The 21122-nt window shown below is 34.0% G+C and carries 23 protein-coding genes; 14 read left to right on the top strand and 9 right to left on the bottom strand.

The features are described from left to right. Window positions 1-140 precede the first annotated feature (140 nt). Entirely contained in the window at window positions 141-695 is a 555-nt protein-coding gene (locus NKOR_RS04955; protein WP_014963272.1) for a hypothetical protein, read from the top strand. On the opposite strand, the gene ilvD is transcribed toward NKOR_RS04955, so the two are convergent. Next, window positions 685-2361, bottom strand: a complete 1677-nt coding sequence (gene ilvD, locus NKOR_RS04950; protein WP_014963271.1) for a dihydroxy-acid dehydratase — start codon at window positions 2359-2361, stop codon at window positions 685-687. The genes NKOR_RS04955 and ilvD overlap by 11 nt on opposite strands. A 97-nt stretch (window positions 2362-2458) precedes the next feature. Between ilvD and NKOR_RS04945 the strand changes: the two genes are divergently transcribed. Beyond that, window positions 2459-2653, top strand: coding sequence for a hypothetical protein (locus tag NKOR_RS04945; RefSeq protein WP_014963270.1), 195 nt, complete (start codon window positions 2459-2461; stop codon window positions 2651-2653). A 4-nt stretch (window positions 2654-2657) separates the two neighbouring features. On the opposite strand, the gene NKOR_RS04940 is transcribed toward NKOR_RS04945, so the two are convergent. Beyond that, the gene (locus NKOR_RS04940; RefSeq protein WP_014963269.1) at window positions 2658-3257 is read right to left on the bottom strand and encodes a hypothetical protein; all 600 of its coding nucleotides are present in this window, start codon (window positions 3255-3257) and stop codon (window positions 2658-2660) included. Window positions 3258-3365: 108 nt separating this feature from the next. Here NKOR_RS04940 and NKOR_RS04935 point away from each other — a divergent pair, with 108 nt between their 5' ends. Beyond that, window positions 3366-3770: an HIT domain-containing protein gene (locus tag NKOR_RS04935; protein WP_014963268.1), complete on the top strand. Its 405-nt coding sequence runs from the start codon at window positions 3366-3368 to the stop codon at window positions 3768-3770. On the opposite strand, the gene prf1 is transcribed toward NKOR_RS04935, so the two are convergent. The 4 genes from prf1 to NKOR_RS04915 form a co-directional block, all read right to left on the bottom strand. Continuing rightward, a complete protein-coding gene (prf1, locus tag NKOR_RS04930) occupies window positions 3763-5043 on the bottom strand; it encodes a peptide chain release factor aRF-1 (protein ID WP_014963267.1) in 1281 nt (426 codons plus the stop codon). The two genes, NKOR_RS04935 and prf1, sit on opposite strands and share 8 nt — an antisense overlap. Before the next feature lie 59 nt (window positions 5044-5102). Further along, window positions 5103-5747 (bottom strand): DsbA family protein, encoded by a 645-nt coding sequence (locus NKOR_RS04925; protein ID WP_016939383.1) that lies wholly within the window; start codon window positions 5745-5747, stop codon window positions 5103-5105. 35 nt (window positions 5748-5782) lie between these two features. Then, on the bottom strand, window positions 5783-6292 hold the full coding sequence (locus tag NKOR_RS04920) for a DUF4443 domain-containing protein (RefSeq protein ID WP_014963265.1): 510 nt from the start codon (window positions 6290-6292) through the stop codon (window positions 5783-5785). Window positions 6293-6457: 165 nt separating this feature from the next. Beyond that, a complete protein-coding gene (locus NKOR_RS04915) occupies window positions 6458-7192 on the bottom strand; it encodes a response regulator (RefSeq protein WP_014963264.1) in 735 nt (244 codons plus the stop codon). A gap of 141 nt (window positions 7193-7333) precedes the next feature. On the opposite strand from NKOR_RS04915, the gene NKOR_RS04910 reads away from it, so the two are divergent. From NKOR_RS04910 to NKOR_RS04880, 7 genes are all read left to right on the top strand, one after another. Next, window positions 7334-7549: a CbtB domain-containing protein gene (locus NKOR_RS04910; RefSeq protein WP_014963263.1), complete on the top strand. Its 216-nt coding sequence runs from the start codon at window positions 7334-7336 to the stop codon at window positions 7547-7549. A 12-nt stretch (window positions 7550-7561) separates the two neighbouring features. Further along, window positions 7562-8293, top strand: a complete 732-nt coding sequence (locus tag NKOR_RS04905; protein WP_014963262.1) for a CbtA family protein — start codon at window positions 7562-7564, stop codon at window positions 8291-8293. A 69-nt stretch (window positions 8294-8362) separates the two neighbouring features. Then, window positions 8363-8695 (top strand): ArsR/SmtB family transcription factor, encoded by a 333-nt coding sequence (locus NKOR_RS04900; protein ID WP_014963261.1) that lies wholly within the window; start codon window positions 8363-8365, stop codon window positions 8693-8695. 4 nt (window positions 8696-8699) lie between these two features. Next, window positions 8700-9050, top strand: a complete 351-nt coding sequence (locus tag NKOR_RS04895; RefSeq protein ID WP_014963260.1) for a transcriptional regulator — start codon at window positions 8700-8702, stop codon at window positions 9048-9050. Between the two features lie 74 nt (window positions 9051-9124). Then, a complete protein-coding gene (locus NKOR_RS04890; RefSeq protein WP_016939381.1) occupies window positions 9125-10675 on the top strand; it encodes a PEFG-CTERM sorting domain-containing protein in 1551 nt (516 codons plus the stop codon). Between the two features lie 129 nt (window positions 10676-10804). Continuing rightward, window positions 10805-12967, top strand: coding sequence for an FTR1 family iron permease (locus tag NKOR_RS04885; RefSeq protein WP_232202964.1), 2163 nt, complete (start codon window positions 10805-10807; stop codon window positions 12965-12967). Then, a complete protein-coding gene (locus tag NKOR_RS04880) occupies window positions 12960-15077 on the top strand; it encodes a hydantoinase/oxoprolinase family protein (protein WP_014963257.1) in 2118 nt (705 codons plus the stop codon). Before NKOR_RS04885 ends, NKOR_RS04880 begins: the two co-directional genes overlap by 8 nt. A gap of 3 nt (window positions 15078-15080) precedes the next feature. Here the strand turns inward: NKOR_RS04880 and NKOR_RS04875 are convergent, their stop codons facing one another. Genes NKOR_RS04875 through NKOR_RS04865 form a run of 3 tightly spaced genes read right to left on the bottom strand, consistent with a single transcriptional unit; the run spans window position 15081 to window position 16566 of the window. Beyond that, window positions 15081-16106, bottom strand: a complete 1026-nt coding sequence (locus NKOR_RS04875; protein ID WP_014963256.1) for a formate--phosphoribosylaminoimidazolecarboxamide ligase — start codon at window positions 16104-16106, stop codon at window positions 15081-15083. A gap of 27 nt (window positions 16107-16133) precedes the next feature. Further along, window positions 16134-16343: a hypothetical protein gene (locus tag NKOR_RS04870; protein ID WP_014963255.1), complete on the bottom strand. Its 210-nt coding sequence runs from the start codon at window positions 16341-16343 to the stop codon at window positions 16134-16136. 49 nt (window positions 16344-16392) lie between these two features. Then, window positions 16393-16566: a hypothetical protein gene (locus NKOR_RS04865; protein ID WP_232202963.1), complete on the bottom strand. Its 174-nt coding sequence runs from the start codon at window positions 16564-16566 to the stop codon at window positions 16393-16395. Between the two features lie 123 nt (window positions 16567-16689). On the opposite strand from NKOR_RS04865, the gene aspS reads away from it, so the two are divergent. Genes aspS through gatB form a run of 4 tightly spaced genes read left to right on the top strand, consistent with a single transcriptional unit; the run spans window position 16690 to window position 21122 of the window. Continuing rightward, window positions 16690-18000, top strand: coding sequence for an aspartate--tRNA(Asn) ligase (gene aspS / locus NKOR_RS04860; RefSeq protein WP_014963253.1), 1311 nt, complete (start codon window positions 16690-16692; stop codon window positions 17998-18000). Between the two features lie 9 nt (window positions 18001-18009). Then, on the top strand, window positions 18010-18276 hold the full coding sequence (locus NKOR_RS04855; protein ID WP_014963252.1) for a hypothetical protein: 267 nt from the start codon (window positions 18010-18012) through the stop codon (window positions 18274-18276). Further along, on the top strand, window positions 18277-19722 hold the full coding sequence (gene gatA, locus NKOR_RS04850) for an Asp-tRNA(Asn)/Glu-tRNA(Gln) amidotransferase subunit GatA (protein WP_014963251.1): 1446 nt from the start codon (window positions 18277-18279) through the stop codon (window positions 19720-19722). Further along, window positions 19719-21122 (top strand): Asp-tRNA(Asn)/Glu-tRNA(Gln) amidotransferase subunit GatB, encoded by a 1404-nt coding sequence (gatB, locus tag NKOR_RS04845; RefSeq protein ID WP_014963250.1) that lies wholly within the window; start codon window positions 19719-19721, stop codon window positions 21120-21122. The genes gatA and gatB overlap by 4 nt, the downstream gene beginning before the upstream one ends.

Here is a 21122-nt window from a genome sequence, read left to right as displayed (position 1 = left end):
CAATAAGGATAATTTCATTTTCTTCTCTGTTATCTCTATGATGATTTATGATCGATGATCTATAAAGATTGTGGACAAATTGATCATTTTTCTTGAAAATCTACCAAATCCTTAATTGATTGATGTCATTTTGTTGCCACATGAGTGTTTCAGATTTTTTGGCATTTACTAAAAAAAACAAAAACATCTCTCCAAAAATTCGATTATATCTAATTGACAAAGACAAACATTATTTCATTAATGCAGGAACTCTCAAAAATGGATTTAGCCCTAAATTGACTATTGCAAACAATCGAGATAGTGTTTTATCTGCCTTTTCAAAAATGGCCTTTTTGTTTGATGAACTCATTAGATTGAGAATAGTGGGGCATTCAAATGAAAGTGACAGTTCTGAACTGCTTTATCTTCTTAATCTTGTTCCGATAAATAGAAAAATTAGAACATTTCTTGATTGGAAAGTATTTGGACCTGAATTTACCCGAGACATGTCAAGATTATTTGAAGTAAGAAATGATACTGTTCATTGTATTTCTTTAGATGAAGTGACATATCATCCAAAATCTAAGGTTTCTTTATCTTCTATGTCTGGCTTTAAAAAATTCAGAACTGATTTTCAAAAAGCATGGAAAACATTATTGGAGATATATGTGACAGAACAAGAAAAATTGGATTTTAAGAAACTTTCTATGGGTTAGCTTTTGTTATTGCGCCTTCTGCAGCAGAACCTACAAGTGTTGCAAATTTTGCCAAAGCGCCTGTTGTGTAATTTGGTTTTGGTGGTGTCCATTGCTTTCTTCTGTTTTCTAGTTCTTCAGATGACACATGAAGATCAATTACATTGGTTTCTGTATCTATTGTGATTTCATCATCATTTTTTACAAGTGCTATTGGTCCTCCTACGTATGCTTCAGGTGCTACATGGCCTACCATGAATCCTCTAGTTCCTCCTGAGAATCGTCCATCTGTTACCATTGCAACTTTTTTGCCCAATCCTTGACCTACTAATGCAGCAGTTGTGGCTAACATTTCTCTCATTCCTGGACCTCCTTTTGGTCCTTCATATCTGATTACAACTACATGGCCTTCGTCAATCTCACCTCTTTTTACAGCCTCAAAAGCAAATTCCTCTCTGTCAAACACACGTGCTTTTCCTGTAAACTTCGTCATTTCTACTCCTGCCGTTTTGATTACTGCTCCTTCTGGTGCAAGTGAGCCTTTGAGGATTACGGCAGTTCCTACTGTGTGTATGGGGTTTTCAATTGGTCTTACAATCTGTTGGTCTGTTTTTGGCAGATCCATTGAATTCAAATTTTCTTTGATTGTTTTTCCAGTTACTGTAATGCAATTTTCATGTAACAATCCTTTGTCAAGTAATTTCTTTAACACAAATGGAATTCCGCCAATTTTATCAAGTGAATTCATTACATAATTTCCACCAGGTTTCATATCTGCTAGATGTGGTGTTTTTTTCCTAACTCTCTCAAAATCATCATATGTTAATTTGATATCTACTTCGTTTGCAAGTGCTAGTAAATGTAAAATTCCATTTGTTGAACCGCCAACTGAATTTAACATAGTTATTGCATTTTCAAATGCCTCAAAAGTGAGAATTTCTTTAGGTCTAATGCCCATCTGTAATAATTTTGCACATGCTACTCCTGTATCATACACCATCTTTTCTCTTCTATCGTCTTCTGCTGGAGGGCTAGCACTACCTGGCAATGCAAGACCGATAGCTTCTGAAATTGATGCCATTGTGTTGGCAGTAAACATTCCTCCGCATGATCCTTCATTTGGACACGCAGTATTTTCAATATTTTTAAGACCTTCTAATGATAATTGACCTGAATCGTATGCTCCAACTGCTTCATAGACATCTACTACTGTAAGCTCTTTTCCATCTAGCATTCCTGGCATGATGGTTCCTCCATAAACAAACACTGATGGAATGTTTAATCTTGCCATTGCCATCATAGTGCCTGGAAGACTTTTGTCACATCCTGCAATTCCTACTAGTGCGTCGTATTGATGTGCTCTAACCATTAATTCAATAGAATCTGCAATAATTTCGCGAGAAACCAATGAGGATTTCATTCCTTCATGTCCCATTGCAATTCCATCACTTACTGCAATTGTTGAAAACTCTCTTGGTGTTGCTCCTGTATCTGAAACACCTTCTTTTGCTTTAAGTGCTAATCTAGGAAGGTGAATGTTGCAAGGTGTTGCTTCATTTCCCGTGTGACATACACCAATCATTTGTTTTGACAAATCATTGTCATCTAATCCCATAGCTTTGTACATTGCTCTTTGTGGTGCACGAGAAGTTCCTTCTACCACATTCCTACTAGAGATTCCCTCCATGATATGGAATTCTTGATTGCTATAATTTAGACTTTGTTGAAAATATCGATTCAAAAACTTTCATTGAGTTTAAATTGTAAATATTTGCTTGAATCACATGGAGCAAAAAGCACTTGAATGTCCTGTTTGCAAAAGTAACAAAGCCGAAATTGCAGGTGAAAATGTAAAACTTAGTGGTAGGTTTGAGGACAAAGAATTTCTTACAACTGAATTAACTGTACTAAGATGTACTCGCTGTGGTTTTTACATGTTCTTTGATAAAATGGCACAGTTTACAACAAAAGAAGACTAAGATTTTATTTTACTATCTCTTGATTTTCTAATTCAATTAACTGTCCTTCAATTTCTTCAGGTGTCTCTCCACCATATGAAATCAAAATTCTGTCATCTTCCATAATTTCAATGTCTCTGATATCTGAAACCTGTTCTCCATTATAGTAGAATTTTAGAGAATAATCTTCGTTTGTACAAAACTCTCGGCCATCTTGGAATACAAAGCATTGATCATCAAGACCTAACGATAGTGTTTCAAATAGATATCCTAGAGTGACTCCTGTTGCATGTTTGTGTACTGTGGAGCCGTCTCTTCCTTCAAAATGAATCCAACTTGATTTAATTTGATATGCTGGAGCTGAAAAATCAAATTCATCGCCAAATATCTTTACTAAAATTGCAGCATGTGCATGATCACTTCCTAATGCTCCTGCATTTTCTGGTCCTCCTGGGGCAGTACTTTGATCCATTGTAGCAAACATCCATGCAGCATATCCTACAATTACTGCAATTACTGCCAAAACCCCAACTGCAATTAACGTATTTTTTCTTTGTTCAGCTGAATGTTTTGTAGCGTAGTTTTCACGTTTTTGTTCACGTGCTCTTCTCTCTTTTCTGCCCATAGGATGTTCAAACTCTGAAATTTGCCCTAATTAACCATTCGATAAACTTGTATTTTCAAAGAATACTTTTCTAAAAAATAATAAATAAAATCATACACTGCTGAATTTATGACTTGTATTTTTTGTAATATTTTAGATGGAAAGATAGATGGCCATTTTTTGTATGAGGATGACTCTCATGTATCATTTTTGGACAAATATCCTATTGATGTTGGTCATAGTTTGGTAATTCCTCGGGAACATCATGAACGCATTACTGATATGAAACCTGAAGATGTTGGAAAAGTTTTCTCGCTAGTTCCAAAGATTGCAAAAGCTATACTAACTGCCACTGGAGCTGATGCATTCAGTCTTGGTCAAAACAATGGTCGTGCTGCAAAACAAATAATTCCACATGTTCATATTCACATCATCCCACGATATAATCATAAAGGAACTGTTTGGACAAAACGACAAATCTCAAATGATGATGAACTCTCAGAACTGGCAAAAAAAATTCGTAGTGCTATTTAGTGTGTCCTGGATTATACCTTAAAATCGCACCAATTTTTCCAAGACTTGCAAGCATATTTCCATGCTCTGCACTTCCTGAAACCACTTCTAACTTTGAACCAGTTTTTGATGCTAACAATTCTAAATAATCTACAATATCTTGCTCGTTTACCTCAACTTCCATGGCTTTACAACTAGGACAAGGATTGCTAGAATACTCTGTCATTTTTGGAATTACATCTGGTCTTTCAACAATATCTTCTTGTAGATGTTTACATCGTTTGCATTTACCCTCCACTCTACTCAAATTTGTGTTGTCTGTGATGATCAAAGTTTCAACTACGTTGTTTTTTAGAAAATCAATTACTTCTTGCAATCCATATGACCCTTTTCCAGTATTTCCGTTAATTTCTCTGAATAAATCTTCTACCAATTTCTTCTCTTCAACTAGTCTGAAATTACCTAAAATATCTGAAGATTTTGCAAAAGCCTCTCTTATGCCTTCTGAACCTGAATACGATGAGTCGATTGTTGCAATAATGTTATTTTGTAATCTATATTCAAGATAATTTCCATTGATGAAATCTTCTTTTGTAGGTCCTGGACCTGAAATGATTAATCCTTTTACTGGATAGATGTCGATAAAATACTCTCTTGTTGTTTGTGCCACTCTGTTAAAGTAATATGTCAATTCCATCTCTCTTAATTTCTGAAATCTTTTTGCAGATTGTCCTCCCTGTCTGTGTTTTCCTGCAACGCCTGAACCTGTTTGGGCCAACACTTCGATTTTATCTCCATGTAATAATCCCCACCCTGCATCTTTTGCGTCAATTGCTAAAAACCCAATTAGGTTGTCATCTTTGAGCATATCTTTTAGAATGTCTACATGAAAATGATCATCACATCTGTAGAGATATTGATTCAAATCTTTTGGAGGATCTATTTCCCAAACTTTGACGACTTCACTTCCTAATGGGCCACCTTCCTCTGGCGGTAATGCCCCACAGAACATTACTAATCCTCTTTCAGGAGTTTTTTTGTATAGTTTTAGTCTTTGAATTACTTTTCCTAAAGAATCTACTACATGTGATCTGGTAAGATCTGATTTGATATTATCTGCAGTACCTTGTTCTTGTTGAAGTGATCCAATAATTTCATGAAGTTGTTTTCCTTTAGGTATGTATACTGTGATTAATTCTGTTCCTCGACCCGATTTGTTTGAAAGTTCTTCTAATGTTTTTCTAATTTTGTATATTTTAACAGAATCTTGTTTTTCTATCTCTATTTTGCCCATCGTGCTTACTCCAAGCTATGCGGATATTAATTTTGATTGATTGTTTTGTATGGTGTTGATCATAACTCATTAAATGTTTTGAGGAATGTCTCTAGTGGTTGGTTGCCTCTTATCTTGATTATTTTCTCATCATTGAATACCAAAAATGAAGGTGTAGCATCAATTCCAATTTCTCTTCCTAAATCATATAATGCATTAACTTTGTTTTGATATTTGTGCTCATCAAGACATTTGTTGAATGTTTCTAAATCTAAGTTTACCGTAGATGCAAAACTGTCTAATGAATCTCTGGTGACCCAACCTGTTCTTTCTCCTCCCCAATTCTTGTAAAGCTCATTGTGATATTGCCAGTATTTTCCTTGATCTCCTGCACAATATGATGCCTCTGCAGCTAATATTGAGTCTGGGCCGTTGAGTGGAAAGTCTTTGAAAACAAGTTTTACCTTGCCCGTTTTTATAAAATCATCGTTTATCACATCTAATGTGTTTTGGTGAAATTTATAACAAAATGTGCATTGGTAATCTCCCCACTCCAAAATGGTAATTGGAGCATTGCTGTCTCCTAATGCTGGAGATCCTCCCTCAATAAGATTTGATGCTGTTAATTTTTTAGAATTATTTTCTGACTCTGGATAAAATGCCAAGAAACTGCCTGCAATAATTCCTATTGCAACAGGAATAAGCAGAAGAAAAACTTTGTTCATGTAGGATTTTTTTTGAATGCAAGTAAAAGTCTTCTTTAATTTGTAGCAATCGTCCAAAGTGCAGAATTTTTGGCAGATATTTCTGCAACAAATGGATCATCAGATGATGAAATAATGACTATGTCTCCGTCTGATGGGTTTAATTTTTCTAAAAGAATTTGTTTTGTCTTTTTATCTTTGGATAGACAATCCTTATCTTCTTTGGGGAAAACAAATTTGTCGTTTTTAAATACGAGTGTTATGCAACCTGATGAACCATACATTATAGCATAATCTCTTTGTTCTAATCCTGTATTTACTGCAGCAGCATATTTTTTGAGAATAACTGCATGATTGTTTTTACTCTGAGTTAGACTGTTTTTTCCAATCATGCATTCATTTGGAATAGTTTTTTGTAATTGTGATGTAAATTTTTTTCCTTTGTCTGTGAGAAAATTCCCTGATCTTACTGACTTGATCATTTCTGCCTCTTTTAGGTGTGAAATCAGTGTTTTTACTGCACCTTCCCCCAAATGAATTTCTTTTCCAAAAGTTGCTCGACTCACAAACTTTTGGTCTGATAGTAATTGTAATGCTTTGAATACATGTGGAATGCTGAATGTGAGTACTTTGCTAGAACCTTTTCTTGATACGATGTTTTGCAGTGTTTGAATATTTTTTTCAGTTGTTTTTACCCATTATACCCTGAGATATCTAAAATTTATTAATTCTCATTTTAAAATTAAAGATTCTTCTGTTTTATTGTCTTTGATTATCCTCTGATCACATTCATCATTTTTTGATTTTTCTAAAATTGTTTTTTGCTTTATCATTATTTCTAATTCTTTTACTGAAAATGGCTTTTCAATCACTTCTACCAACTTGCCAAGATTTGCTATTGATTGTCTAATTGGCTTTTCAATATTTCCTGATGCAAAAATTATTCTTTGTGAGGGATTAATTCTTAGAATTTCTTTTGCAACATCAATACCTGACATGTTTGGCATTTTTAGATCAAGTATAACTGCATCAAAATAATCTTTTGAATGAACTATGCTTTCAGTTTTAAATATCTCTACGCATTTTCTTCCATTTTCTACTGTAACAACATAATTGTGTTCATGCTCTAACCACACTTGATATAATTTCAAAATACTTGATTCATCATCTGCAATTAACAATCTTTTTTCTTGCTTCTTTGTTATATTCAAATTCTTTATTTCATGTTCAATTGGGTCAAGCATTTTTTTAATCCCCATTTGCCCAAATACTTTTTGAATTAACCTTGAGAATAACTCAAAATCTGAAACAATTTCTTTTTCTGATATTTTTGAATTTTCTATAATAGTTTTTAAAATTGATCTGTATCCATTCACTCCGTATATCTCGATTAACTTGCTTTCAATGATTTTGGAAATTTGTTGATTATAATCAATATTGTTTAATTTCCTTTCTATGCTATTCACACTATGAGAATATAATATTGTGTAATAATATTCATGTATGTCCGATCAAATACTGACAACTTTTCTGTCTCAAATTTTTACTCTTTTATAAATTGGATAAATCATCCAAGAGCTTAAATACATTCATCAGATGCTATCATCATGTCTGAGACAAGACAAATTAATGTGTCAAAAACAAAAGTGCCTAAACTTGCAATAATTGCATTGAGTATAATCTTTGCAGCAGGATTGTTTGTTGTTGGATTTGATCAAGGACACATCTTTAGTCTAGTTTATGGTGAACAAGCATTTACTGATCTTTACATCCATGAACTTACTCATGATATGAGACATGCTGCAGGATTTCCCTGTCATTAGGAGTCTTTAATCATGAAAACATCTCTTTTTATCATAATTGTTTTAATCTCGGGTGCCTTTGCAGGTCTTATTCATGGGACAGTTAATTTTGCAATTGTAGAACCCTATCTTGATCAAGCAATTGGAATTGAAAACCAGAATCTCTTTGCTTCTGGTGAAGAAGAAGACACGCCTGAATTTTGGGTAGAATATGAGGGATATCGAGCATGGCAAAAAGGTGGCCAGATTCTTGCAGGAGTAATTCTTGGTGTCTCTGTTGGCTCTTTGTTTGGAATAGTCTTTGCACTATCTAGAAATTCTTTGCCTGGAAATAACGATCTCAAAAAATCACTTGTGTTGGCAGGAATTATGTGGTTGACTCTTTACTTGATACCTTTCTTAAAATACCCTGCAAATCCTCCAACTGTTGGAGATGGAGAAACTGTTGTATTGCGAGCAATCCTGTATTTGTCATTTATTGCAATTTCTGGATTTGGAGCAGTAGGATTTTATCAATTATCAAAGAAATTACAAAATAATAAAAAAATCCTTGCTTTATTCGGTTATGGTATTTTTATCACTGGTGTGTTCTTTGCAATGCCAGAAAACCCTGATGAAATTACAGCCCCCATGACATTAGTTAACGAGTTTCGAATCATGTCTGTTCTTGGAGTTACATCATTTTGGGTATCCATTGGTGTAATACTTGGTTTGTTTTGGAACCGTTTTTCTACTAAAAAAGAAACCACTCAATATTATAGCTAATCATTCTAAATCTCTAGAATGAGAATGATTCATCTAGTTTTAAATACATCTAAATAACTTTTCAACAATATGTCCAGAAAATTAACCTTGCCACAACTAAAAAAATATGACATTACTCAAAAAGTAATTGAGGCACTAGCTGATTCAGAATCTCGCGCAATCTTATTCTCAATCATAAAAAAAGGAAATACTGCGGCTGAACTTTCTGACAAACTCAAAATTCCACTTAGTTCTGTATACAAAAAATTATCTGATCTTGAAGAACTTACCTTAATTGAAGTTGAAAAATGGATGTTGTCGGACAAAGGTAGAAAATACAAAGTGTACCGAAGCAGAATTAGCAAGGCGGATATATCTATAAAAAAACCAGAACCTGTTCTTGTATTGTTGCCAAACAAGTGATGATATGTCAAAACCAAACATAATTCAATTATCAGAATTTGATATTACTCAAAAAATTATTGAATCATTAAGCAATGTTTGTACTCGGGCTGTTTTGTTTTCTGTGAAAAATGAATCAAAAGATGCAACCCAAATTGCAGATGAATTGAAACTTTCTCTTTCAACAGTTTACAAGACTCTCTCTAATCTCGAGGTTCTTGCATTAGCTGAAGTAGATAAATACATAATTTCACGAGAAGGAAAAAAAATCAAACTATATCGTAGTAGAATAGGTAAAGTTGAGATTACATTAGATAACCTTGAACCCAGTTTGAACTTGTATCCTAATACAGATAATCCAAAATCTTCATTATAATAAAATCCGTATTTATATTCTAAATTCTTAGAATCATAATTTAGTTATAATACTTGAAAAGTACGCCAGTTCTTGTGAAAAATCAAAAATCTGTAATGTTTGCTTTATTAGTAATTTCACTTGTTGCATATTTACCAATTGCATTTTCTGCAACATTAGGAGATGAATGGAATTTTATCAAAAGTTCTCTCTCTGATGGCGAAAAGGCATCAACGGTTTCAGATTCTCTTTCACATGTAAATGATGCAAGAGCAACGTATGAAAATAGTTTCAAAGATGCAGCAATTGAATTAGATTCCGAAAGTAATTTGATAATTGAAACTGCTTTTGATGAGATTGTTTCTAATCATAATTCTGGTGACACTGAAATGGCATCTCTAAATAAACAGGCTATTGATAAAACAATTTACAAAATTGCATATCTTAAAGTTGCGCAAGCATTAGATGCAAAAGACTCCAAATCATTTTCTTCTTGGTTTACTGTTTTAGAATCTAAATTTAGCCTATCTGAAAAATATCCAGACTTACATCATATGGCTGAAGAAATTTCAAGTGATCCTAATGAAATTGATGAATATTATGATTCTCTAAAATCGGGATTATTGGATATCTTTAAACTTAAAACCTTGGAAGAGCCTGAAGAAGCTATTTTTGCATTAGATGAAGGAGATGTTAAAAATGCACAAAAGTTTGCATATGAGGGATATTATTACTATAGAACACTGCATCCTGCAATTGAAGAAAAATTAGGTGCTGAAAAAGCAGCAGAACTTTTGCATGAGATGGATGAAATCAAAGAAATCACAATGTCAAACAAATCTTCAGAGATGATGAAAGAAGAAATTGAACATGTACTTGACGAAATCACTTTAATTATTAGAGAATATGAAGGAAGTGATTCTTCTGAAATAGGTTTGGTGTTATCTGGAATTAAAGATAGACTTAATCTTGTAGAAATTGAATACCTTGATGCAGTAACAAATGGCCAAATAGTTAATCAAGAAGAATATGATGAAACTGTTGCGTTTTTAACAAAAGCATCTGAAATCTTTGATGATAACCAAGATGCATTAATGGAATTGTCTCCATCTGATGCTCAAACATTGGGTTCTAATCTTATTGAAATGGAACAAATAATTTCATCAAAAGACAGTACGTCCAAAATTAGTATTCTTGTAGGAAAAAGTCTCAACAATATAGCAAATCTTGAAAGTTTTGCTGGCGGTGCAGTTGAAACTGATATTTTTGAATATTTTGATGAAATTGAATACTTGCTCAATGAAGCAAAAGTTAATTATAGAAACGGAAATGCTCAATTGGCATTTGATCAAGTGAGTACTGCATACTTGGATAATTATGAATTTGTTGAAGGTCCTCTAGGAGAAGTCGATATGGAATTAATGTCAAAAATTGAAATTGATATGAGAGAAGATCTAAGAAACATGATCAAAAATAATGCTTCTCCTGATGAAGTAGATGCACAAATTGATATAATTCTCATGGATTTGGCTTCTGCCAAAAAAGTTGTTCCTGAATTTGGAACAATTGCAGTTATGATTTTAGTTGTCTCAATCATTAGTATTGTAGCAATTACATCAAAATCAAGATTAAGTTTAAGGATTTAATTTTCATTCTATAGACTTAGAATTAGAATCTGCTTTAAATAAAGACAGTAGAGATTTTCGAATATCTTGTTTGCATCGCAGTTGAAATTTGCTAGATTATTTTTTCTGTGTTTGATTGTGCTTGTTTTGGTGCCAAAAACCAATGTTTATGCACAAAACTATTCTGAATCAGACACTTCGGCGTTGATTGTATCTGAATTGGTCTCTCAAACATTGGAATTAACCAAAGAGAATTTGAATGCTGGACATATTGAAGATGCCAAACTGCTTTCAAAAATTACTGCTGAAAGTTTTCCATCTCATTTACAAAATTTAAGACAAAATAATTCTGAAATTTCAGATGAGATTCACATTATGTTGTTGGATATTCATAATGGAATAGGTTCAATTGATAACCAACAAATTATCTCTGAAATTGAAGTAGTTGAAAAATTACTTCCTCAATACTCAATTAATAATCCAAATTATGGTAAAGCTATTGCATATCTGTTAACAATTGTCGATGAACAATATCAAATTGCAATAATTGAAGAAAACCAGACTTTGCATGATTTATCTTCAAAATTGGTAAATCGCTCTTATGAATTATTTTCAAATACAAACTATGATGCAAGATTACAATTAGAGATTAATTCGTTTTTTGTTGAACTTAAAGATAAAATTAACAACAAAGAAGACTTTCTCTCAGTTGGCACATTGATTACTGCAATTAATCGAGATTTTGCAGGTCATGAATCCGTAGCATATGATAAACAAAAACTCTATGAAAACATACGAAGTTTGTATGGCGAATTACTTGTCGCAACTGATGCTGGAGATTATAAAAAAGCTGAAGACTTAGGTGTTGAAGCATATCTTGAAAATTTTGAATATTTAGAACCTGATATTGAGAAAGTTGACTCGCAATTATTGTATGATTTAGAATTAGATATGCGAGAAGAATTAAGAGATATGATTAGAAATGAACAAGACCCTCGAGTAATTAGAGTATTCATTGAAGAATCTATTTTGCCTGATCTTAGTGCAGCTGAGGCAAAGGTTCAAGAATTAGGAACTGCAGGACTGGCAAACATTACTCTTGAAAAAGAACTTAAAGAAATGGGTGATGCCACTGACGACCAAAAATCAGGCGTAAGAAGCGAGATTGACTTTATTCGAGACACTCTTCAAGAAATGCTGGTTCAATACAAAAACGAAGATTATCAATCAGCTTACACTTCTGCAAGGACTGCATATCTCGAAAGTTATGAATATGTGGAAATTCCTTTACGTGCAATTGATCCTGATTTTACTTTAGAGGTTGAATTCCAATTTGCACAATTACGAAATCTGATCAAAGAACAAGCTGATTTTGATCAAGTCCAAGAAGTTGCAATTGCTATCAAACGTAGTATGGATGAATCTGAAAGATTAGTTAGTGGTACTGGAACTTTGGCACCTGCAATTGCATTTTCATCATCCTTTGCAATCATCTTCCGTGAAGGATTGGAATCCGTTTTGATTCTGGGTGCAATATTGACATATCTGGAAGCGTCACGAAACAATCGATTCAAAAAACATGTTTACTGGGGTATTGTTGCAGCAATCGGTGCTACAGGCATAACGTGGTTTATTGCATCCTTTGTAATCGGAATCTCTGGTGCAAATAGAGAGCTAATTGAAGCAATTGCAGCATTATCAGCTACTGGAATGTTATTTTATGTGAGTTTCTGGGTTTTGAATAAAATTGAACATAAAAAATGGATGGAGTTTGTTAAAGCAAAAGTCTGGCAAGCAACAACGACAGGAAGTGTGATGGTTTTTGTTTTGTTGTCATTCTTTACCGTATATCGAGAAGGATTTGAAACTGTTCTATTTTATCAGGCAATGTCTGGCTTTGCAAAATATATGGAAGCATATGTTGGTCTAGGATTTCTTGCAGGCATGGGTGCATTGTTTTTGATTTATTACGTTATGAGAAAATTGGGAAGAAAACTACCTTTACGTGCATTATTTGGATTGACCATGGGTGTTGGTGCATACATGTCAATAGCATTCTTAGGAAATGCTGTCCGGGAACTCCAAGTGCTGGAAATTGTCCCTTACACTGGTATGATAGGTGTTATTCCTAGATTGGATATTAATTTAGCAACTATGACTGGAATATATCCGACCCTTGAAACAGTTGTAGCCCAGATAGTCTTACTGGGAATTTATTTATTAGCTTCAGCTTATGTTTTGGTAGTGAGACCTGGTAAAGAAAAGCGTTTAGCATCTATGCGAAAGTCCCACGGAGCCGAAGTTAATGTCTGAGAAACCAAGAATTCGTGTTGGAATTGATGTTGGGGGTACCTTTACTAAAGCAGTAGCTATTGATGCTAAAACCGGTACAATCTTATCAAAATCAACGGTACCTACAACTCACAAAGCTGAAAAAGGTGTCTCTGAAGGAATCGTTCAAGCATTATCTAATATCTTGGAAGAATCAAAGATCAACCTTAATGATATTGAATTAATTTCTCATAGTACCACACAAGCAATTAATGCATTATTAGAATCTGATACTTCTAAAGTTGGCATTATTGCAATGGGTGTTGGTCCATCAAAAAAAGATGTTGTGAAACGAACCAATTTACAAGACATGTCTAGAAATACAAATCAAGACATTGCCACATTTCATGAATTTCTAGACACTTCTCATTTAATTACAGAAGATGAAGTGAAACAAACAATTGAGAAACTCAAATCAAAAGGTGCTCAAGTAATTGTCGCTACTGAAGCCTTTGGTGTTGATGACCCTTCAAATGAATTATTTGTAATGAATACTTCTTCTAAATGCAATGTTCCATCTACTGCATCACATGAAATTTCTGGTGTATATGGATTAGAAATTAGAACTTTGACTGCTGCAGTTAATGCTAGTGTTTTGCCAAAAACTTTTCAAGTTGCAAACTATGTTGAAGAAGCAATTCGAAAAACTGGAGTTACTGCACCGTTAATGATCATGAAAGGTGATGGCGGTGTTTCAAGTATGGATACGTTTAGAACTAAACCCATCCTTACGGTGTTGTCTGGACCTGCAGCTAGTGTAGCAGGTGCCTTACTTTACCTCAAAGTCACAAATGGAATATTTGTTGAAGTTGGAGGAACAAGTACTAACATTTGTATCATAAAGAATGGAAAACCAGAAATTCGATATGTCACAGTACATGATCATCCAACATGTATTCGTTCTATGGATGTGAGAATTTTAGGTGTGGCTGGAGGAAGTATGGTTTCTTTGAGTCAAAACAGAGTTTCTAAAGTCGGGCCACGAAGTGCTCATATTGCAGGCTTGAAATATTCTTGTTTTGCTGATCCAGAAGATTTGAAGACTGGAAAAATTGTCAATATCAAACCAAAAGAAAATGATGTTGAAGAATATGTTGCAATAAAATGTGATAATGGAACATATGCTATAACAAACACTTGTGCAGCAAATGCACTTGGAATGATTGATGAGGGTGATTATTCATTTGCTAACCAAGAATCTGCAAAACTTGCCCTCAAAATTCTTGGTGAACACTTGAATATGCCTTATCATGAAGTTGCACAATCAATAATCCAAACAGCATCTTTTGAGATTACTAAAACTATCACTAACATCATGAAAGAGTTTCACTTGAACAATTCTACAAAATTAATTGGCGGTGGAGGCGGTGCGTCAGTTTTGGTTCCATTTGTTGCAAAACAATTGGGATTGTCTTATGAAAAGGCAGAACATGCAGATGTCATATCTTCAATTGGTGTGGCATCTTCTATGCTTCAAGAAGAGATTGAACAGACTATGGATGATGCGACTCCTGAAAAAATTGCTCAAGTACAAAAAAGAATTCATGCAATGTTAGTTGATAAAGGTGCTGTTCCAGAATCAATTGTAATTGACAGTGAATACATTTCTGAAAAAGCACTGTTAAGAGTAACTGCAGTAGGTAATGTGGAATTAGATAGTGTTGAAACCTCAAAAAATATCTTTACTTTGGATGATGCCAAAAAACGTGCTAGTGAGATTATTGGAATCTCTGAGAATTTGATTGATCTGAGTTTTGAAACCGACCATTATTTTGTTTTTACAGGACATGTGGAGGTCAAAAAATTATTTAGTAAAAAGAATCAACACCATCTGCTTATTTTAGATAGATATGGAAAAATGAAATTATCTTTAAAGAATGGAAAGATATTCCAAGGCGGGAAAATTTCTATTTTAGAAGAAATAGATGACTTTTTAGAATCAAGACATTCTGAAATTGCTCCCAAAGTATTTCTTCTCAACGATTTGAAATTAGTTGATTATTCTAGCCTTACATCTCCTTCAAAAATCATGGATGCTATAAGACAGGAATTAGAAAATTCAGAAAAAGCCGCTGTGCTGGTTGAATTATAGAATTTATGTTGTAATTTTATCTAACTGATTAGATTCTGTGGCTGTCTTTACTTCCCTTGCAATTCTTTTACCCATACTCATGCTTTCATTGAATAATAGTGAATAGTATGGTGAACCATCCATGTAGATGTTAGTTCCTGCAACAATTCTTGCTGAAAATTCAAATGATGTGAATTTTGCGTTTTCATCATAAACTCCTTCTATACAAAATGGACCGTTCATTCCAGGTGCTACTACTCTTTTAGCTGCTTCAACAAAATTTTCACCCATTGTATACACTTCATCCAAAAGTGATTCCCGTAACACTAACGGACTATTTCCTATTACATTAAATGATGGAACTTTGTTGTTTTTTAATTGCTGCTCTGATGGGATTCTAGCTAATCCTTCGATATCTGATTCGTGTCTTTGATCAACTCCAAAAAATTCTAGTTCTTCTTTTAATGGGGAATAAAAGAATTGCAAATAAGCTAAAACTCCTGCAGCATATTCTTGAATGTATAGTGTTTCATCTTTTGAAATAATTCCTTCTGAAATCAATTGATTTCTTTTTGTATTGTAATCTTCTTGATTTGCAACCATAAAGTAACCTTTGCCTCCTGCTGCACCTTGTCTTTTTACAATAGACAGTTTTTCAATATCTTTTGCGTCTGTAACTGGTTTTGGCATCGGTAATTTTGCTTCTCTCATGAGTTTTTCTTTCATCTCTCTATCTGATTCCCATCTTAGAATCCATTTATTTCCAAAAATTGGGGTTTTGATTGATTCAATTTCCTCAGAACTCATTTGTGCAATCAAGGTTCCATGAGGAATCAATACGGAATCATTTTGTTGTAGGGTTGATTGACATTTCTCATCTAGAACTTCTTTGAATTTGTCAACTATGATTAATTCATCAATGAATGGAAATCTTCGATATAGACTTTCACGCTTTTTTTCACATACTAGAATTGTTTTCAAACCTTCATCTTTTGCACCTTTTAACACCTGTAGTGAACAGTGAGAACCAAGCGTTGCAATTGATGTCATTTTATGACTATTCTTGTATTTTGTACTTTATGAACTATGTGCGGATGTGACATATTGGAATACCTCATCTATCAATTCCACACTGAGTTCATATTTGATATCTTCTGGAATCACTTTTAACACAAAATCATACATTGTTGTATTTTTGGGAAGTTCCTCTCTTTCTTGCAATAAAGAAAAAACTGCTATTCCATTTGAAATTACTGCCACCATTTTTTCTTTGTCTGAAAGAACCATGAAATCTCTGAAAATCACTGGTAAATTAATGTAAATTGTAATTTGAACATCAAACTATTGATTTGACGATTATCTGTTTTTGAATAGGGTCAATGATGTTTGCATCAAGTATGTTTAATTCTGATGAAATATTGTGTTCTTCGGCATATTCTGGCACGTCCTGAGATGCATGATATCCGACGAATCCTGCCACTACTATGATAAATGCGATGACAATGCCCATCAATATGTCCATCTTGTTTTGATGTGAAATCCCTGCAGGCTATAAGCATTATGAAAATTAATGAATTAGTTTAGTATATTGTATAAAAATTAATTACACCATGTAAATGGAGTAAAGTAAATTATGATTGAAACTGAATTAGGAACTTTACGCAGATCTCATTATTCAAATGAAATCAACTCCTCCATGGATGGAACTCAAATAACGATCATGGGGTGGGTTTTAACCATCAGAGGACATGGCAACATCAGTTTTGCTACAATCCGAGACAAAAATGGAGATGTCTCAGTAGTTGCAAAAAAAGGCGATTGTCCAGATGAAATTCGAGAAAAAATATCATCTCTTAAGGCACACTCTTCAATTGCAATTACTGGTAATGTAAAATCCTCTGAAAAGGCACCTAATGGATACGAAATAGTACCTACAGAAATCCGAGTGTTTTCTGAAGTTGATAAGATTCCACCATTTGAGCCTGTTGCAAAGACTGTCAAAAATATTGACACTCGACTTGAGGTAAGACCTATTGATCTTAGACGTAAGGTATTACAACACATATTCAATACTCGAAGTCTGGTTTTGAAATCTATTCGGGAATATTTTCATAGTCAAAATTTTGTTGAAATCAATACTCCCAAAATGATAGCAACAGCTACTGAGGGAGGAGCTGCGTTATTTCCAATATTTTATTACAACAAAGAAGCATTCTTGGCACAGAGTCCGCAATTGTACAAAGAACAACTTACAATGAGTTTTGAAAAAGTATTTGAGATTGCACCTATCTTTAGAGCAGAGCCCTCTAGAACTAATCGTCATCTTGCAGAAGCAATATCGATTGATTTGGAAGAAGCGTTTGTAGATTACAATGATGTCATGAGTAGAATTGAAGAGATTGTCAAAATTTCAATTAAGACTGTACATGAATATGCAAAAAATAACCCTGATGTAGAATTTAACATTCCTCAACTTCCTGAATCAATCCCTCAATATTCCTATGATGATTTAGTAGATAAGATGCAAAAGGCTGGTGCAAAAACTGAATGGGGCGATGATCTATATCCTTCAAATCTTAAAAAAATTGGTCTTGAGGGTTTTTACTTTATCAAAGATTGGCCTTTGGCCCCAAAACCATTCTATGTCAAAGACAGCAAGTCCAACCCAAAAATTTCAGAATCTTTTGACTTGATGTTTGGTGATTTGGAATTATCCTCTGGCAGTACAAGAATTGAAAAAAGAGATGAATTGTCTGAGAGAATGAAAAATAAAGGAATGAACACTGATGCATTTGAGTATCATCTTGGCGCTTTTGATTACGGGGTTCCCCCTCATGCTGGATGTGGTATTGGTCTTGAGCGATTAATCATGGCTCTTACAGGCACAGAAAACATACGTGACGTAACATTTTATCCAAGAGATGTTGACAGGCTAACACCTTAGGTGAGTTGTATGGTTACTGAAAAAGAAATAGAGCAAGTGACAAAATTAATGAAAATAGATGTTCATGATCATAAAGAATTCATAGACAAAGTACATGCCATGATTGATTATTTTGATATTCTAGATTCTGCAGGAGTATCTGATGAAGAGATCACTATGGATGCTGTATCTTTGTCTGAACTTCGAGAAGATGAATATGTTGAATACTCTGACAAACTAATTGAAAGATTGAATCACTATAAGGGAACATATGTACGAGCTCCAAAGATGGTGTAATTGAATCTAAAAATTTCTGCTTTAGAGTATGTGCAAGAAGTAAAAAACGGTAACATCTCTGCAGAAGATTTTATGGCAAAGACCCTAGAGCGTATTGAAAAAATAGATGACAAAATTCATGCATTTTTACATGTCAACCCTGAAGTGCTAGATCATGCAAGAGTTATTGATAAAAAAATTAAATCTGGAGAAAAAGTGGGTTCTTGTTTTGGAATGCCTATATCTATCAAAGACAATATCTGTATTAAGAATGCAAGAACTTCTTGTGCATCAAAAATGTTGCATGACTTTGTTGCCCCGTATGACGCAACAGTGATTTCTAGACTAAAAAAAGAAGATGCCATATTTGTAGGCAAAGTAAATCTTGATGAATTTGCGATGGGACTAACTACTGAATTTAGTGCATATGGTCCAACACACAATCCTTGGAATACAGATTATGTCCCAGGCGGTTCTTCTGGCGGCAGTGGTGCATCTGTTAGTTCTTTTGAATGTGTTGCATCTCTAGGTTCTGATACTGGAGGTTCTACTAGAAACCCTGCAAGTTTTTGTGGGGTGGTCGGTTACAAACCAACATATGGTTTGATTAGTCGATTTGGTCTTATTTCGTATGCAAACAGCATTGAGCAAATTGGACCTGTCACAAGAACCGTAAAAGACACTGCATTCATGCTCAATATTATTTCAGGTAAGGATGCCCATGATGATACCACTGTGGATAATCACAATCAAGATTACTTGTCTGAAATAGAATTAGGTGTAGAAGGTAAGAAAATTGGAGTCATCAAAGAGATGATGGGTGAAGGAATTGATCCTCTAGTTCTTTCTGCAACTCAAAACGCCATCTCCAAATTTGAGAATTTGGGTGCAATATGTGAAGAAGTATCACTTGACATGGTAAAATATTCTGTTGCGGCGTATTATACAATCACTGCAACAGAGGCTGGAAGTAATTTGGCAAGATATGATAATCTTTTGTATGGATATGATTTCCCAGTTGAAGGGTATGAGTTTAATGCATACATTTCAAAAGCAAGAACCAAATTTGGACCAGAAGTAACACGTAGGATGATTTTGGGTGGGTTTGTACCTTCAGCTGGACATGCTGGAAAATATCTCTTAAAAGCACTCAAAGTCAAACAAAAATTAACTGAAGAAATTGACCAACTATTTCAAAAATATGATTATCTGATTGCACCAACTGTTCCTATTTTACCATTTAAAATTGGAGAAAAAATAGATGACCCTATTGCTTTATTTTTAGTAGACATCAATACTGTTACTGCAAATCTTACTGGGAGACCTGCAATCTCTGTTCCATTTTCTATGGCAAATGGACTGCCAATAGGAATGCAAATCATGGCAAACTCTATGGAAGATAAAGCGTTGCTGCAAGCTGCATTTGCACTTGAAAGTACTGTGACGTTACCGGAGGTTCCAATTTGACAAAAATAGGGTTGGAGATTCATTGTCAATTAACAAATCTTGAAAGCAAGTTGCTATGTTCATGTAAAGCAAATTACAGATCATTTCAAGTTAACACAAACATTTGTCCTATTTGCATGGGGTTGCCTGGAAGTTTGCCTAGGTTAAATCAAGAAGCAGTAAAAAAAGCAACAATGATTGCAATGGCTCTGAATTGCTCCACTCCTGCTAAAATAGCATTCTTTAGAAAAAATTACTTCTATCCGGATTTGCCAAAAAATTTTCAGATCACTCAACTAAACATCTACGGAGATACCAGTGTTGGAGGTACTGGATATGTGATGGTGGGTGATAAAAAAATACGAATAACACGTATACAACTAGAAGAAGATCCTGGAAGGCTGATCTATGAGGGAAGCTCTTCTAAAAACCAAATCACTTTGGTTGACTATAATCGTGCAGGCACACCTTTGGTTGAAATAGTTACAGAGCCTGATTTTGAGAACCCAAAACAAGTAAGAGACTTTCTTAACATTTTATCTGATTTACTTGAAAATCTGGGTGTTGCTGATCCTAGTTTAGAAGGTGCTATGAGAGCCGATGCCAACGTCTCAATTGAAGGTGGAAAAAAAGTTGAGATAAAAAATATCGGCTCATTTCATGATTTAGAAAAAGCAGTCCACTTTGAAATTACGAGACAAGAAAGTTTGCATTCTCGTGATATTGAAATTGTCCAAGAAACTAGACATTGGGATGACAAACGAAAAATAACAATTTCTTCTCGTTCTAAAGAAGAGGCGTTAGACTATCGTTATTTCTTGGAAGGTGATATTCCTTGGATTACAATAGATTCTACAACTAAAGAAAAACTACAATCTGAAATGCCAGAAAGTATTAGTTCAAAAAAAGAGCGATATGTATCAAAATATAATATCCCTAATCAAGTTGCAGATGTTTTGTCTTCAGACAAATTTTATTCTGATTTATTTGAAGACTCTCATACAGAATCAAATGCAAAAGAGATTGCAAATATTATTACCACTGATTTGATGGGATTGGTAGATACAAGAGAAAAACGTGAAGCATCAAAAATTACCTCTAATCATCTTAGAGATTTAGCTGACTCTATACAATCCGGAAAAATTTCTAGAAATTCTGCAAAAAATGCATTACATGAAATTGTAAAAACTGGAAAAGAACTTTCACAAGTAATATCTGATTTAGATTTAGGAAATGTTTCTGACGAATCTGAATTAATTACAATCATTAAAGATGTGATTTCTGAGGAATCACAGGCAGTAGAACAAGCAAAATCAAATCCCCAGACAATAAATTATCTTGTAGGAAAAGTCATGCAAAAAACAAAAGGAAAGGCAGATCCTCAACTTACATTGGATTTGTTAAAAAAACAGATTGGATAG

It is taken from the genome of Candidatus Nitrosopumilus koreensis AR1 (assembly GCF_000299365.1).
Taxonomy (GTDB): Archaea; Thermoproteota; Nitrososphaeria; order Nitrososphaerales; family Nitrosopumilaceae; genus Nitrosopumilus; species Nitrosopumilus koreensis.
The sequence above is the reverse complement of the archived record's forward strand: the minus strand, read 5'-3'. Positions and strand labels throughout refer to the sequence as shown.